This is a genomic window from Vibrio sp. NFR (assembly GCF_027587095.1).
Taxonomy (GTDB): domain Bacteria; phylum Pseudomonadota; class Gammaproteobacteria; order Enterobacterales; family Vibrionaceae; genus Vibrio; species Vibrio harveyi.
The window spans coordinates 1-16,986 of record NZ_JAPPTN010000004.1 but is presented as its reverse complement, the minus strand read 5'-3'; the positions used below and the strand labels follow the sequence as shown (position 1 = coordinate 16,986).

9 protein-coding genes are annotated in these 16,986 nt (G+C 43.8%); 2 read left to right on the top strand and 7 right to left on the bottom strand.

Annotation, left to right across the window (positions count from 1 at the left end):
• Positions 1-62 precede the first annotated feature (62 nt).
• The 3 genes from OH463_RS08855 to OH463_RS08845 form a co-directional block, all read right to left on the bottom strand.
• Positions 63-548 (bottom strand): hypothetical protein, encoded by a 486-nt coding sequence (locus tag OH463_RS08855; protein ID WP_187993646.1) that lies wholly within the window; start codon positions 546-548, stop codon positions 63-65.
• Entirely contained in the window at positions 548-2,626 is a 2,079-nt protein-coding gene (tssI, locus tag OH463_RS08850) for a type VI secretion system Vgr family protein (RefSeq protein ID WP_009696465.1), read from the bottom strand. The genes OH463_RS08855 and tssI overlap by 1 nt, the downstream gene beginning before the upstream one ends.
• A gap of 72 nt (positions 2,627-2,698) precedes the next feature.
• A complete protein-coding gene (locus OH463_RS08845; RefSeq protein ID WP_005449492.1) occupies positions 2,699-3,217 on the bottom strand; it encodes an Hcp family type VI secretion system effector in 519 nt (172 codons plus the stop codon).
• Between the two features lie 454 nt (positions 3,218-3,671).
• Between OH463_RS08845 and tssH the strand changes: the two genes are divergently transcribed.
• Complete coding sequence (tssH, locus tag OH463_RS08840) at positions 3,672-6,350, top strand: type VI secretion system ATPase TssH (protein ID WP_269991017.1); 2,679 nt, start codon at positions 3,672-3,674, stop codon at positions 6,348-6,350.
• On the top strand, positions 6,337-7,974 hold the full coding sequence (locus OH463_RS08835) for a sigma-54 interaction domain-containing protein (RefSeq protein ID WP_050903711.1): 1,638 nt from the start codon (positions 6,337-6,339) through the stop codon (positions 7,972-7,974). Before tssH ends, OH463_RS08835 begins: the two co-directional genes overlap by 14 nt.
• Positions 7,975-8,044: 70 nt before the next feature.
• On the opposite strand, the gene OH463_RS08830 is transcribed toward OH463_RS08835, so the two are convergent.
• From OH463_RS08830 to OH463_RS08815, 4 genes are all read right to left on the bottom strand, one after another.
• Complete coding sequence (locus OH463_RS08830; RefSeq protein WP_269991015.1) at positions 8,045-12,736, bottom strand: OmpA family protein; 4,692 nt, start codon at positions 12,734-12,736, stop codon at positions 8,045-8,047.
• Complete coding sequence (locus OH463_RS08825; RefSeq protein WP_253649602.1) at positions 12,729-13,964, bottom strand: TolB family protein; 1,236 nt, start codon at positions 13,962-13,964, stop codon at positions 12,729-12,731. The genes OH463_RS08830 and OH463_RS08825 overlap by 8 nt, the downstream gene beginning before the upstream one ends.
• Before the next feature lies 1 nt (position 13,965).
• Positions 13,966-15,684: a hypothetical protein gene (locus OH463_RS08820; RefSeq protein WP_269991013.1), complete on the bottom strand. Its 1,719-nt coding sequence runs from the start codon at positions 15,682-15,684 to the stop codon at positions 13,966-13,968.
• 762 nt (positions 15,685-16,446) lie between these two features.
• On the bottom strand, positions 16,447-16,986 hold a 540-nt coding region (locus tag OH463_RS08815), incomplete at its 5' end, for a hypothetical protein (protein WP_269991012.1).

Here is a 16,986-nt window from a genome sequence, read left to right as displayed (position 1 = left end):
AGTCAACTAGTAGCAATTAGTTAGTAATGGTTAGTTAGTTATTAACAATCAGCTCGTTGTGCTCAGTTAATTGCTATCGTTCCACCTTGAATTTTTTGTGCTTTTTCTGCTTGAGAGGTGACGTACTTAGCCTTTGTGGTGATACGACCATCGCGCCCACTATAGCGAGTTTCTGTCTCTCCGCTTTTAACGATCAGCTCCTGTTCTGTCTCAATCACCATCTTTTTGGCTCTTAATACAAATTCGTCAGAATCATCCAAAATGGAAAAGAATATGTCCGTCACGAATGGCAAGCTTAAGTCTTCGTTCAGGAATTCAATTCGACAACTTAACTGGTTATCGATGGCCATTTGTAACTCAGAACGACGAAAGCCACGCCCTAACCTTGCGGTAAGTGGCTGGTTAAATGGATTTCCATCAAAATCAACTCGAACACTGCCTGTGGATTCGTTGATGGCGACTATGGTTCCAAAGCGCGAAAAGCAAGCCGGAGTATCGGCTTGCTGTTTCGTGATAGTTTCTGTAGTAAGTAGTTGTTTTTCCATCATTAGTTAATCGCTACGTTACCACCCTTCACGACGACTTTATCGCTGCCCTCAATGGTGATTGAAGAGCCAGACAGCTTGATTGAGCCATCACTGTTCATCACTAATGAAGAGCCGCCTGTTTTCAACACAATCTTGTCACCACTGATGATTTGCGTCGCACCGTCGGCTTTGTATGATGTGTTACCTTTGACCGATACCGTTAAATTGCCGCCTACGGTTTGATTGTCATCGGCACCGATGTCCGAACTCTTAGACGCCCCTACCGTCAGGTTACTGTTTTCACCCACATCCAAATCGTCGTTTTTACCGATCTTAGTCGTGCGGTTATCGCCAATTTCTAAATCAGAGTTATTCTTTACATACTGAGTTTCGTTGGCGTTGTAAGTGACGGTTACATCTTGCTCTACGGTCTCGGTAAATGTGCTGTTTACTTGCGTAGTCTTATGACCATCAATGGTTTCTTTGTGGTCACCATGCACTTCGTTGGTTTGATGACGCGCTACCTTTAAGAACTCATCCTGACCGATATCGCGGTAACGGTTGTTGAGTACTTTAGTCGACATATCTTTTTGAGCATGAATGTAGACTTCTTCTTGGTTTGCTTCGTCTTCAAAACTCAGCTCGTTGTAGCCTGTCCCCTTGTGTGTTTGGGTACGGAACGTAGTACGCGTTTTGTTCTCAGGTAGCGCATAAGGAGGGAAATGCAGACCGTTGTACACAGCCCCAGTCACTAACGGACGATCTGGGTCACCCTCAAGGAACGTGACGACCACTTCATGACCAATACGCGGCAAATACACAGCCCCCCAAGTTGGCGCTGCCATCGATTGACTTACACGAATCCAACAGCTTGAGTGCTCATCGTTATCACCATAGCGATCCCAATGGAACTGAACTTTAATTCGTCCGAGTTTATCGGTGTAGATCTCCTCACCAGCAGGACCAACCACAACAGCGGTTTGTGGACCATCAACAACAGGTGCAGCCAATTTAGGCGCTCTAAATACCACATCGCGTGGAATACAAGAGAACTGGTTGTAGTAAGTGGTTGGCATACCACTCGTTTCGTCTTCATGCACCTGTGGATCTTGCCCTGTGTGCATGACAGATAACATGAGGTAGTCACGGTTGATTTCAGCGCGAGGATGTTCACTGACATTAAAGCTGTAACCAGATGCTAAACGCATCACATCACTGCTCGCTTCAACCTGTTGATTATCAACAATATGTTCAGACATCCATTCCGTCGTTCTTACCTGCCCCATCGCAGGATCCACGTAACGACCAGGGTAATCAAACTGCTTCAAGTCTTGGTCAAGATCGCCCGCATGCGTCATCTCTTGCGGGATCTTTGGTTGCTCATAGTTATAATCCGTGTACGTAACCTGACCCGTTCGCACCCGGTTAACTAACTCTAGATCGGAGATGTGCTCACGATCGGCAACGCCACCACCATCAGCATGATAAACAATCGGTCCAATGTAAGAAGCATTGATTGGCGAACTCACCAAAGGTGCAATCGCATCATTACTATCCACTATTACCATGGTGTGATTTGCATCAGTATGGTCGAAGTAGTACCACATACCGTGCTCAGCCATCATGCGCTGAACGAAATGCAAGTCCGATTCACGATATTGAAGAACGTATTCTTTGGGAGGATATATGCCTGAAAGCTCGAAGCGATAATCGGTGACTGCCCCATCATCCAGCACTTCAGTAATAATATCTTGCGCAGACTTCTGCTGGAAAATTCGACAATCTTGACGCTGAGATAAAAACCAAGCTTGCGGCACCAAAACCAATTGGTATCGAGAGAAACGGCGCCCAGTCCCCAAATAGCGAACTTCATTCACGACACCGTTAAATACACGTGCAGCACCAACACCTTGTCCATAAAGGGTTAATGTGCCCGCTTTTCGTATTAACGCATCAAAAGAGATATCTGGATCAAGTGAAAGTAATGAGAGACTGATGTGAAAAGGTTTCGAAAGCTCTTCATTCACTTGAAAACTTTCTACTCGAAATTCATGCCCACATCCAGGCACTTCAAATTTAAATTCTACGTCATTCACCATATCTTTTACCTGATACAAATAATCGGATTAGGGCCAACAATTGTTGGCCCTGAATCTTTACGCAAAGAGCAATTAAGCTTCGCGTGGAGCACGCCAGTCGTCGTTACCCGCTGTACCACAGTTTTCGTGAGTCACTTCAATTGCACGGTAAGTGAACTTAAGTACTTCTTCTGTCACACGGTCTGCGGTTGCTGCGTCTTGACAGTGGTTCATACGAGTTTGGATATCTACAAGTAGCGCATCAATCAGTTTGATTGAGTAGTAGTGCTCTTGCTTACCTTGAACTGAAGTGCGGTAGAAACGAATCACACATTCAGGAAGTTTTTCACCAGATACTAGTGCGTTGAATAGTAGTGGAGAAGAACGGTCTTGAACTTTAGTTACAACAAGTGGGCGGTGTACACGCTGACCAGTTGGCTGACCGCTTTGTGGGTCACGTGGAACAGTTAGCACGTGATCAAGCTCTTGCACTAGGAACTCATCAACGTGAGCTTCTTGCCATGTGTTACCTACAGAGTCCGCAGAGTAAGTATCTTTTGTAATGTGACCTTGAGTTTCACCGTTGATAGACATATATGCTGGAGTTGGCATCGCTATTTCCTTTTCTAAAATCTGTTTTGTTTAATCACCAAATCGCTTATCACCGCGACTACTTGGTATATTCAATCTCCATGCCAACTAAAATAAACAATAAAATACAATAATTTACAAGAAATCAGCCATTATTTACCTATTTGTTAAGTACAATTTATTGGTTGAAAAACCAAAAAATTGGATTCAAATAATAATAAATTGTTTCGAATATAAAAAGTGGAAATAACCATATAACAACAAGACAATAAAGTTAATAAATCTAGCCTTTTGGTTATATTCACTATTAATTAATTCAAAATAACAAAGTATGATTCGCCACGATAAATATTACCACTAATACTCTCATTAAAATCACCAATAAACGCTAGTTAAAACATCTTGATAAAAAAAGAGCATTGTCACTTTTAGTATAATAGCCATTACATCTTTTCCTCTAAAGAATTAAATGGTCATGATAAATATAAACCTTTCTTCATTAATTCAGCGTCTACACCCGATAGCAAAAGTTGCACTAGAAGACGCAGCTGCACTTGCAGTTTCTGAAAAAGCAAACGAAGTTCAAATTGAGCACTATTTATTGAGTCTATTAGAAAGACCAAATAGTGATTTTGACGTCTTATTAAGTCATTTTGATTGTTCAGAGAACTTATTAAGGCAATCGGTTCGATCTACTCTCGATACCAACGCCAAAGGGAATGGCAGCAAACCCGTTTTTTCTGCTTTATTAATTGAATGGTTACAAGAAAGCTGGCTGGTTTCTTCTTTAGATCTGTCTGAAACACAAATCCGCTCCGGTGCTCTGCTCCTTACTCTTGTTAGCAACCCTCTACGTTACGGTCAACACGGTTACGCCTCTATCCTTGAAGCCCTAAATCCTGATAGTCTCAAACGCAACTTTGCAGAGCTAACGAGCCACTCTATCGAAGCGCAAGTCGCCACGTCAGAAAACACTCAAGCTCGTGAAGATGGCTCAGCACTGAGCAAGTTCACGACCGACTTCACTGGTAAAGCACGCAAAGGCGAAATCGATCCAGTATTCTGCCGTGACCAAGAGATCCGCCAAATTGTGGACATTCTTGCCCGTCGTCGCAAAAACAACCCTATTGCGGTTGGTGAGCCTGGCGTTGGTAAAACAGCCGTCGTTGAAGGACTAGCACTTAAGATCGTGCAAGGCGATGTGCCTGACAACCTAAAAGGTGTCGAGCTTTATGGCTTGGATATGGGACTTCTACAAGCCGGGGCAAGCGTAAAAGGTGAATTCGAGAAACGCCTAAACGCTGTATTGGATGAAGTGAAAAACTCGCCAACCCCTATCATTCTTTTCATCGATGAAGCACACACACTTGTTGGTGGCGGTAACCAAGCAGGCGGCAGCGATGCTGCAAACTTGCTAAAGCCTGCACTAGCCCGTGGTGAAGTCAAGACAATCGCAGCAACAACCTGGTCGGAATACAAAAAGTACTTCGAGAAAGATCCTGCCCTTGCGCGTCGTTTCCAACTTGTGAAACTCGACGAGCCTTCTCCGGAACAAGCGGCATTGATCATCCGTGGTTTGCGCCCTGCTTACGAAAAATCACACAATGTATATGTTCGCGATGATGCCATCACCGCAGCTGCAGCGCTCTCAGCTCGTTACATTTCGGGTCGCCAACTGCCAGATAAAGCCATTGATGTTCTAGATACAGCATGCGCGCGTGTGAACATCAGTCTAAATGCCATTCCTGCGTCTGTAGAAACACTTCAACAAGAGCTTGCTGCACAACAGCGCGAGCTCGAAGCCCTTGAGAGAGATGCGCTACAACAAACAGGCGATAAACACAGTCTTGCTAATATTCCAGACCTAAAACTGGCAATGGAAGCAACAAAAGAAGAATTAGCAGAACAAGAAGCACAATGGCACAAAGAGAAAGAGCAAATCGAAGAAATGATTGCACTACGTTCTCGTTTACATGAGTTAGTGTCTGGTGAAACCGACGAAGAACAGCAGATTACTGATGAAGAATCAGAACATGAGCAAGACATTTCTCCATGCGCAGAAATGGATGAAGAAGCGGTTCGCATTGCAATTTCAGCCTGCCAAGAACAGCTAGACGCAATCCGCAATGACAACCCACTGGTTCACTTTGAAGTGGGTCCAGATGAAGTCAGCCACGTGATCTCGGACTGGACTGGTATTCCAATGGGTAAGATGCTTCAAGACGAAGCAGAAACCACTCTTAAACTAAAAGAAAGCCTAGCACAAAGCATCAAAGGTCAAGAATACGCTATCGATGCACTGTCTGAAGGTATCCAAACTGCAAAAGCCGGCCTAGGAAACCCAGACGCACCGACAGGTGTATTCCTGCTCGTTGGTCCAAGCGGTGTGGGTAAAACCGAAACCGCTCGTGCAATTGCCGACCAAATGTTTGGTGGTGAGCGCTTCATGACGACCATCAACATGTCTGAGTTTCAAGAGAAGCACACGGTATCTCGCCTAATCGGTTCACCTCCGGGTTATGTAGGCTACGGTGAAGGAGGCATGCTCACAGAAGCCGTTCGTCAACGTCCATACTCAGTTGTACTGCTTGATGAAGTTGAAAAAGCGGATCCAGAAGTATTGAACCTGTTCTACCAAGTGTTCGATAAAGGCACACTGAGCGACGGTGAAGGTCGTACTATCGACTTCAAGAACACGCTAATCATCATGACTAGCAACCTTGCAACGCATGAGATTGAATCTTTGGTTCATCAATCAAAAGACATTGATGCCAACATCATCGCAGAGGCTATCCGCCCTACTTTGAACCAGCATTTCAAACCAGCGCTATTGGCACGTATGTCGGTACTCCCGTTTGTGCCTCTGTCTGACGAGGCAATGACAGAAATCATCCACCACAAACTCAACAAAGTCTCTCAGCGTCTACAGAGTCATCATAAGTTGTCTTTGAGCTACGAAGATAACTTGGTTGAGTTCGTACTTGGTAACTGTCGTCTTGCTGAAACAGGCGCGCGTAACATTGATGCGGTCATCAACCGTCAACTACTGCCTCAGCTATCGACTCAGCTACTAGTGCATGACAAGGATGATTCACATACGCAAATCGAAGTGTCTGTCGATGAGCAAGGAACACTAACCTATGCGTTCAGCTAACCATAGCGAACTTAGCAGCGCCCTACTTGCGATCAGTCAATCTTTGGCTGATCGCAGCCAGCTTACCCAAACCTTAGATGCCGTGTTGACTGCTGCGAGACAAATGACCCTCGCAAAGCACGGCATCATTTTTGTTTTGGATCAGACTGGCCAGGCGTTAATTCCAAGTACCGCTCACCATAACGATAAAACGATTGTTTCCCACCCTTGGGAGGCATTGCAGATAGATTCCGCTAGTGAGAACGACCCATTTAACTTTGCCATTCGCAATGGTGAGGTGGTGTTGATTAACGAGTTGTATAAGTACAACGGCTATGACTGTGACAGTATCTATCAAACTGAGCAGACGCTGGGATTAAAAAGCGAGAATTTACTGGCTTGGCCGCTGATCGACAGCGCAAGTAAGACCATTGGACTCTTGGTCTTGCTCGATTTGAGCGTTATCGACAACGAAGCCGCACTCACCGAGTTCTGTCGCATGGCCGCAAGCAATATTCGCCAAGCGGTTTGGTTAGAGCAATATGGGCAAGTGATCAAAAGCCTGAGTGCCGATAACCAAGCACTGCTTCGTGAGAACACTCAACTCAAAAAGCGTACCCAAAAAACCTATCAGGGTCCTATTGCAGAGAGCGAAGAAATGCTCAATGTCTTGAATCGACTTGATAAGGTGTTATCCCTTCCTGTCGATGTGTTATTGCGTGGTGAAACGGGCGCTGGTAAAGAAGTGATCGCGAAATACATTCACGAAAACTCTAACCGAGCAGAGCAGCCTTTGATCGTTCAGAACTGTGCCGCAATCCCAGAGCAATTATTAGAATCGGAACTCTTCGGTCATAAGAAAGGCTCATTCACTGGTGCAGATAAAGACAAAGTCGGTCTGTTTGAAGCAGCCAATGGTGGTACGCTTTTCTTAGATGAGATCGGCGATATGCCAATGCTACTGCAAGCAAAGCTTTTGCGTGTGCTACAAGAGCGTAAGGTTCGCCCTATCGGTGCTAGCAAAGAGATTGAGGTAGACGTTCGCGTAATCGCGGCCACCCACTGTAATCTCATGCAGCGAATCAAAGATGGTGGCTTCCGTGCCGATTTGTTCTATCGTTTGAATGTATTCCCGATTACCTTACCACCACTGAGAGCACGTCAGTCGGACATTATTCCACTTGCGGAACATTTTGTTCAGCACACGACTAACACGTTAGGTTTACCACAGGCACCAGGCTTAAGTGCCAACGTACGAAAGCAGCTTCTTGCGTACCCATACCCGGGTAACGTGCGTGAGCTTAAAAACATCATCGAACGCTCAGTGCTACTGTCCGATTTTGAAACCATCACTCACATTGAGTTTGGTGAACAAATACTAGAAGATGTGCCAAGCTTCGAAGTTAATGCTGTCTCCCCTGTTACCGAGCAACCTGAACAGCCAGTTCAAGAACCAAGGCGTTCTGATTCTGACGATGGCTTGATGGGTCTTAAGGAAGTGGTCAGTCAGTACGAGCGTACAGTGATCATCGACTGCTTAAATGCCTGCAACTGGCACACCAAGAAAGCCGCCGAACAGTTGGCTCTACCAATGAGTACCCTCAACCATAAGATGAAGAAATACGATATTTCTGCAGCGGGTTGATTGGAGAAACGAGAACTCCTACTTCAGTTTTCATTGATAAGAAAAGAAAAACCGCCCGAAGGCGGTTTTTTTATTTGTTGAGAATCGACGCTTCAATTATGGTTGCCAAGTATGGGTCTCTAATCCAAGTTACCAAACGTTCTGTACGCTCGTCTGGTTTCAGTTTTGCCCAGTTGATGTACATATCTTTATCAACTTTATAGCTTGGGTCTTCACAATCAGAAAAATAAGATAATTCATCTACATTTTTGTACTGCCTGCCTAACGACATCTCAAAGCTTCCAAGTTTGAACGGCGTCTTTTCCGCTGTATTGCGTTGTGTTAGAGAGGACACCTTTAGAACTGCTTCTTGGAATCTACCAGATGTCGAAACAACGGGGCCAAATGGTCGAAGTCCCTTGATTTCTTGCCCGTTCAGCGCTTTAAATGCGAACTCGAATCGAGACGCGTAGACGACCTTACCACCGAAATCTTCTTCCATGTCTATGTTGGATAGAGCCTCAGAGACAAAATCTGCGCTTATATTTTTGTTAATCACATCGCTGTCATCTAGCATCCATTTAGAACCGTCCTTCTTTAGTATCCCAATATAAGTAAGGTTACTTAGATGCTCAGGACCAGAGGTAGTTTCAGATCCAAATACGGCTTCATTATCAAAAGTGGTTGAGAGCTTTAGTGAAACTGGAACACTCTGCCATTCAAGATTTTGGCCCTGATACGACTCTTTTCTATGCTTGCCACCAATGAGCATAACTTCCATAGCGAATGACTTCTTCGAAGTCCAATCAAAGCCTTTTAGCTCATCTGCAGTAGTGAACATACTGTCCTCGTTCATAAACTGTCGTTTATTCCCGTAGTTGACCGCAATCGCACTGTGCTTAATGTCATCGATAACAGGCTTTGTCGGGCCTTTATGAACTTTACTATGTAAGACAAAATCTAGCGTTAACAAATCTTTCTCTGACACACTATTTCCGTTCGCCAAAAAGCCCGATTTAGCAGAGAGTGTATAGTTATGGTTTGTATCAACCCCTACAGGAATCTGTCTAGGTGACGTAATAAATCGTCCGACTGTCTTGTCCACTCGTACTGGTAGCTTATAGTTGCTTCCAGAGAGAGTGAACTCATAGGTCATATTTTTGAAGCCACCGCTGTTTACATATTCTTTGAGTACATCTTGTTGGGAGTCAATTTTTATCACCTGCCCAAAAATCGGACCGAGAGCAACTTTAGATAAGTAGCCGCTATAATCGACTAAATCATGCTTGGCGATCAAAGGCTTCACTCCAGAGAAGACATCATCACCAAAGTAAAAATACGGCTCAAACTCACAACCAATAAGGACTTTGCTATCTGCTTTTTCCGCCTCAAAAAATTCGGCCAACTCACCTTTGGGGTCTACACTAAATTCCTCGTGTTTCATCGGTTTGAACATCAAATTAAACTTAGGCCCACTGGTATTAAGTAAACCGTCAGTGCGCTGATAAGACATCTCACACTGAAACACATTTGACGTCATCTGTTTTAGACTTTGTTTGCCTAACACCATTTGCCACTTCAAACGGTGGAAAGGCGATAATCGCACCTTTTTATTTGCTTTTAATCGTGCCTTCTCCCACTCATCAAAGGTGACCCATTTAGAATTGTCATGAGGCTCAGAGACTAATAACCTAACGAACCCTAGGTCCTCTTCTGATAATCTTTTAGACTCAACATTAAACTGTGTCGCAAACTCCACTAAGCCCCGTTGTTGATCGCGATTATAGAGCTTGTCTTGCACTGGAAACGCGACATTAAACGCCCCAGAAACATCTTTCCTTTTTGGAGCAATATAGTTGGCTTTGTTACGAGTAATGATTTGTTCCGCTATTTCTTCACCGTAACTTTCAACTAATTGCTTGTGTCCCTCACGACGCATGAGTTCTTGGAGCCACAAGTTACACAAGTTTTCTTTTAACTCTGTGTTTAATATCCAGCCATCGGTTTCAATATATCGCTGAATGTATTCATCAATGGCTAATACTCGCCACTGCTTTGTGAACTCTTGTTCGCCCTCAGCACAAGCTCTTTGAATCAAAAGCACCAAACCATTAATAGCAAGTGCACGGCGTTGATAGCGCTTAATCAACTCCTTTGCACCCGTTGCTTTTCCTAGGTGCTCAACTAACGCCTCTGAAGACGTAAAATACATCTCGGTCAATTGAGTATTAATTTCAGCCAATGAATCAATAATCTCTGTGGTTTCATGGCTAAGTTGTTCAATCGCAGATATGCTTTTTCTAACTTCGTTGTAGGAAGACAAGTAATAATCGAAGAGCGCAGAGTCTAGCAACTGGGCGCCACTCATCAGCATTTTCCCGCCTTCTTTGACAACGAAAAAGCCTCTTGCTGCCTGTCCTATTATCGGAACATAGCAAGCCATACCAACGATCATCTCGAAGATAGCTAGCTTGAGCTCTTTTGCAATTGCTTCTTCTCCCAAGTTCGCATTTAACTGAGCTAAACGCGCTTGCTCCATAGCCTTAAAGCCGAGTCGACTCGGTGGAATTCTCGCCGCAAACTCTTGTAGGTAGATTCGAACCTCAACACGTCGGTTAATATTAAGTTGAGCGTTTTCGCGTTTGATTTCGTTGTTTGGTACCTCGACTATCGGTCGACGTTCGCCAAAAAATCGAATGTCACTGACTGAAGAAAAGAACTCAGCAACATGCTGCGCTCGCTGTTGCGAAAGGTTTTGGTTATATTCTGAATCACCGTTTTGACAGGCATGCCCTTCGATTTCAACAACGGCATTTGGAATCTTGGATAATTCTTTATCAACAGCAGCCAAATATGACAAGTGAGGGGCTTGAACCTGATTGTTATCAAAAGGAAAAACCAAGCGTAAACCGGCACCTTTATGGTCTTGAACAAACATTGCACTGTCTTCAGCAACGTCATTCGGAATGCTGTCAGTAAACGTTACATTGTCGCCTAACTTATCTATGATTTGCTTAAGTAGTAATTCCCCGCTCTTCAGACTTTCTTTCCAGACTGGTACCCAGTTCAGATAATCACGTGATACCTGCTCAAAATAACTTTTCCTGAGTTTAGCTTTCTCTTCTGCTAAGCGTAATTGCTCGGTTTTGTCAGTGATCTCTTTTATCTCATAGAAGGTGTTAATTGCATTGAGCCCGGCACCAGCAAAGGGCGACAAAAAGCTTTTGACACTGCCGTTACCTGTCAACCACGTTCTAGCAGCACTCCCCGCCACAACGTGGGCATTACCATTTCTCGCAGGTTCAATAACCTTGGTAAAGAACTTACTTTTATCAAACCCTTTCTCTTTGAGAAGCGTTTTTAAGCCCACTTGAGCTGCACGCTCAGATTCCGATGCTGCTTGGCGTAAATCTTGAAGAGTTTGGTAAGCTGCTGCAGTCGCCGATACCCCAAATGAAAACTCCAATGCCGAAATCATGGCTGGGGGTAAAGCGCCCTTGTCTACTTGCCCCCAAAACGTATTTGCTAAACTTCCAATCACGTCGTGTTTACTTGAGGGATTTTGATGAATATTAATGCCAGCATTAACCAAACTTGGTGTAACTTTTGTTCCAATCTCCCACAGCGCTGCACTCATACTGGCAGTCGTTCCGCTATTCTCTAGGTTTTCAAGCTCCCCCATCCGGAAGGCTTGTAGAGCTTTAAACTGCGTAGGAAATTGGTATATCAAAGACTCTTCAAGTGAGATCATGTCGCCCGCAACAACCGCGATCTTACCAAACGGTGTCGTTTGGCTAAGCGTGATGTACTCTCGTAGCTCGTAGGTGACTCTGGAGATAAGTCCAAACTCATCATACTCTTTGGTTACATTAGTGGCATTCTGGGCAAATTCGGGAATTTTACCTGCAGACTCTCGGTCGAAAACCACTTCAATGGTGTACATGCCATCAGTAAAATCCTCTGACGCCAACGGAAACAACGCGATTGGACGATGCGAACCGCTGATTTTATCAAGTTTAGCCTGCGTTACAGTGTCCTCTTCTTGTAAGCTTTTATGTGTACTCGTTGTCTCGTCGAAACGCTTTACATCAACAATAGCGAGGTCATAATCATCGGTTGAAAACGCTACAGCGAGAAATGAAAAAGTTGGCACGATAAAACCACGAATGGGCTTATCTTCAGGTACAGAGTCATACCATTTGTTATATGTAACTTGCTCATCAGTTAGCGCTTGAGTACCTACTTCATATTTTGGTGCGAGCTGTGAACGCTTTACTTCTGTAACAGCATATTCCACTTTTTTTTCTAGCGAGTTAAGCGTTTGATCACCGCCATACCCCTTTAGCTTTTCTAAGATAGAAGCGAGGTCTGCGCACGCCTTTTTGATTGGGCGAGCCTTACTCTGCGCACCAATCGCCAACTCTGTAAGCATTGACCATTCAGGAAAAGACAGCTTATACGTCTTCTGTGTTAGTTCATGTACGGGCGAACGCAGTGCCAAAACCTGATTGACGTTGGTTTTTGGGTTTTTCTGCGTTGAATCACCGAGTACATGTAAACGGCCTAAATCGTCTGTCGCCCAAAGAGCAGCGCTTTCCTCACCTAAATTTATGGCAATAGGAAGACGTGACATAGGGCGGATATTTTTCAACTCTTCTAATGAGGTCAGATCTTTTTCGATATTAATCGCTCTATATTGAGGGTTCTGTGCATCCCCAATATTAGGAAAATCGACACCGAACAAATAGACATCTGTTGGTAAATACTTAAAGTTATTACTCATCGTTATCTACCTCCAGAAAGCGTCCATAATTAGCATCGGCATTATATAACACTGGTGTTATCGTGTTTTGACCAGATTGAATCACCTTCCATGACTGAGCACCATTTCCATTCATTTCATAACGGAGATCTGGCCCATAACGTCTTATGGTTATTATTGCTGCTCCTCTTTGTGTTTCATTACCGTTGTTACTGATATTGCCCACTTTAGCATAAACGTTCTTTTCATCGCCTTCCTTAGAAAACGCAAGCCACGTTTTTTCTTCAACGTTGATCAGCACCTTACGATACGAGTTTATTCCCCATACATACTTACCATTAGGGCTGATCGCAATTTGGCGGTAGATACGCTTTTCAATATCGACGGAGTCTTCAAACTCTTTTTCAGGTAAAATAGTGTATAAGCGTTTGAGTGTCTTGGCGTCATAAACCCCAACCCCCAAGCCCGCGGCATTGATTAATTTGCCGTCTACAATGACCGTATTTTCAGACAACGGTACGTCTACCTCTTCTTTGATTCCTGTCGCGAGTGTGTATTTATAGCGCTTAAAACCGTCTGAGAAATAGATGTAGCTAGAGTCATCCGCCCAGACCAAATATGGCTTGGTGCGCGCACTGCCCAACTGAATGGTCTGTTGCGTTTTTAAGTCAAAGATCGCTTTTATCAGAGGCTCGCCATAACTGTATGCGTATGCCACATAACGATTATTAGGGGAACGGCTCGTCACAAAGGTCTGAGGTGACGCCATACTTGGCATATCATCCGTAACTAAACGTAAATCTGTCCCATCAATTTTCACGCTCCAAATTTTGTAGCCATTTTCGTAATCGTTTACGAGAGGGTCTCGTGAGCTGACATTATTCCACCAAAACTGAATTCGAGGTTTGTCATAAGAGCTCGCATCAGACAAGTCTTCACGAGGCCACTCTTTTGCTCTGCGAACAGCATAGCCTGGTTTTACGGGAAGTGTACCTGGGTATTCAGGCTTGGACAGATCTTCAGAGTAAACAATAAAGTTGTGCTCACTTTGCCATTGGCAGCGTGGTCCGGTTACATCTTTGCGATCGAGTGACGTTGTTTCACCGACATCGTAACAAGCCTTCTGAGTAGGTTCTTTTTCTACGGATTGTGTAGTTGCAACATTCGAAGCTTGATTACTTTCGTCACCACAGCCTGCTAATAACATAACTGTCGAAAGAAGTGTGATACTTAACGTTGTTCGTTTCATTTTATAATAGTTCCGTGAGTTCAATGTCTTGATAAATTACTGACATTAAGACCGTTTTATCTGAGTTATGAGATCTGCAATGACGGGTTAGATTGACCCTTTTAACTTCTGGTAACCAACCACTAAACACGACTTCTTTACAATACTGATCCACAAACTCAGCCTCGCGCAAAAAAATCTTTTGGCTCCATGTTTCATCAACACACGTCAGTTGGAAATAATCATCCGGTTGATCGCACTGAGGGTTGCTTTTATACGTGATTACAATGCCTTCACTTGGGGAGTTAACAACAGCAGCAGCAACACCCTGCTCTTTTTGACTGACGACATTGTAATCTGATTTGCTTAGCACTTGAGTATCTAGATTCGGCAGCGAAATCACAGGTTCGGAGCTCGCATCAAAGTTATGAGCAGAAGAATAATCACTGAGGTCTACTTTAATCGCTTTCTCGTTATTCCCGCTCTTTAATTCATTGAGTTGCTGAGTATTGAGTTGAGCCCGAGAATAATAAAGAGCAACATCACTTTGTACGCTGCCGTTTATTTTGTATGGAAGCCAAATATGAGGCAAAGGAACACCAAGCGGCTCTCTCTTAGTTTTACTTCCAGCCTTAAATGGACTCAACTCGGTTTGAAGTAATTCTGTGTATGTTTCGCCTTCGTTAGGCCAATCAGCGACCACTACCTCAACTTCTTCTGCAGTAAGACCAAAAACACGGGCGCAAGCATATTCGTCCAACACACCCTCATAGACTTTTTTACCGTCTTGGTACAACTGAAACGCTTCCCCTGACAGAAATGCTTCGGAGTCTTCGTCATATAAGCTAATATCGACTGATCTTTGAGGCGAGGACTTAGTGCTTTGGTAGAGTGATAGATCGACATCAGAAAAGCGTCCGTCGTTTTGAACTTGGATTTCTCGCCAAACTTCTGATTGCCAAACGACATAAATATAACCGCTTTCAATAGATACATACCCTGAATCACTTTTATGAACTGGAACCAAAGGCACCAACACGTTATCCCACTCGTCCATCTGCGTTTCTTGATCAACGGGCTGCAGGTCTTCGGCGAGTTTAAGCAAGATTGGCTGAGGCTGGTCGGAACAAGGGATTTTGATATAAAGCGTTTTGCCTTCAGCATCGAGATCTTTAAACGTCGCGAGGCTGCGGTGTTTGTTCTCGGTATCGGCCTTGCCTACAGTCACTTTTTCTTTTTGAGCTTCGGTTTTACCCAACATCAAACATGCTGCATTGCTAGCCCACTGCCCTGCAAATTCGACAACAATTTTTTGTTCTGGGCTTGGCTCAGAAGGTACATGCGTGTAACTGCGGACTAGAGCTACATCATCAGTAACCTGCTTATAACCCGCTTTGAAAACTTTGCTTTCATTCGAAGCAGAAACAGAGTCAACGAGTGTTTTAAGCCTAGGGAAACTTTGCAACTGAGAATCCGTTAATGGCGACCTACGAGCGAAGGAAGATAATGGAACCCAGCTACCTTTGCCCAATTCGATTCTGATCGCAGCTAACAATCCGCTGGTCGTTTTCTTGGCAGAGAGAGAAATCTTTTGCGCAAACTCTTTAGGGAGGTTTCTAAGAATGTCATCTGAATTTCGCAAACGCGAAAGCTGCCCTATACACTCGTCTGGCGTAAGAACATAAGATAGCTCGTTGGAGGATAGCTTCGAGCTAGGTATAAATTTGCAAACTAAATGCATTTGGATTCTCCACAACCAACATCGTAAATATGGTTGCGGTGACATTTAAGCTGATAAGGCTTACAAGTACGATTTGGTGGCTCAATGCTACTAATTAAATTTATAACATTCAATCAGATAGAGAAAACGACGAAAAGGTTAAAACCATTAAAAACAACAAAAAGACAGGCTTATTGGTAATTATCACTAGCAATAAAGGCACAATAACCACCCAAACCTTTCAAAAGTTATATTTTCAGAAATCGGTTTTTTTTCGTTTTTGGGCAGAAGTTAACAATTTCAATAGACCAAAATATAGCGGCAAGCCAAGGCTCTAAAGGGAGCAGCTTCCCCAGTAACAATACGTTGGTTGGTTAATTACTACTGAGAAAGCGTGAATAAAAAGGTGAGTGCTTATCACACCCACAAAAACGCATAACCGTTTTGACGTGATGCTAGGTTGGTGTCACTTCAATACGATTACACAAGTGATAGGTTGTACCCTATCGTTTGCAGAACTCTATACTTGGGGTATAGCAATCAGCCGTAACTATATAATATTGCGACATATTCTCAACGTGGCATATTCACCATTACATATCTAAATTGACCACCACAATCACACCAACACCATCTAAAAACAAAATACTTATAGGTATTCTAGATAATTCACCTTGTAGAAAGACCATTGAATCATCCGGTTAAATTATTATAAAAAGCGAATCGTTTGATTTAGATCACTTAAATCTAGGTAAAAAAAGCGAGCTAAGAGCTCGCTTTCAATTAGGCTGCATTAAGCAAGGGGATATCACCATGATGTTTACCCCAAGACGTTGGAATAACAAGAGCCGTCGTACTGTCGTAATTGAATGTTGTGCTCTCCTCATCAGCTGTAGCAGATAACGCGTTAGTGCCTTTTGCGGAGACAGTAATGACACCATCTTTTAGGGTTGAAAGGTCTAAATCGATCGTCCATGCTCCGCCGACAAGCACAAGTGTATTCCCTGTTACTTCTACGCCAGCACTATCAACAGCTTTGATTTCGATTGTGTCATCTACCTCAAAACGAGTACTGGTACCATTGACGGTTACCGTTGTCGCACCTGATACATCGTTGATAGTTTCGAGAGTAATTGTTGGTGTGATAGTTAACGCCTTACTCGATGTGAACGATTCACCAGCATTGCCAGTTGCATCCTCAAAGCCTTGCAGCGTTAACTCTACGCTCTTCACTGAATCGGCTACCGCTGCCACTTGAACTAAACCTTCCCATTGGGTGTGAGTGCCAACCTGTGGCGTCCAGTTGATCGTCGCAGTACCTAG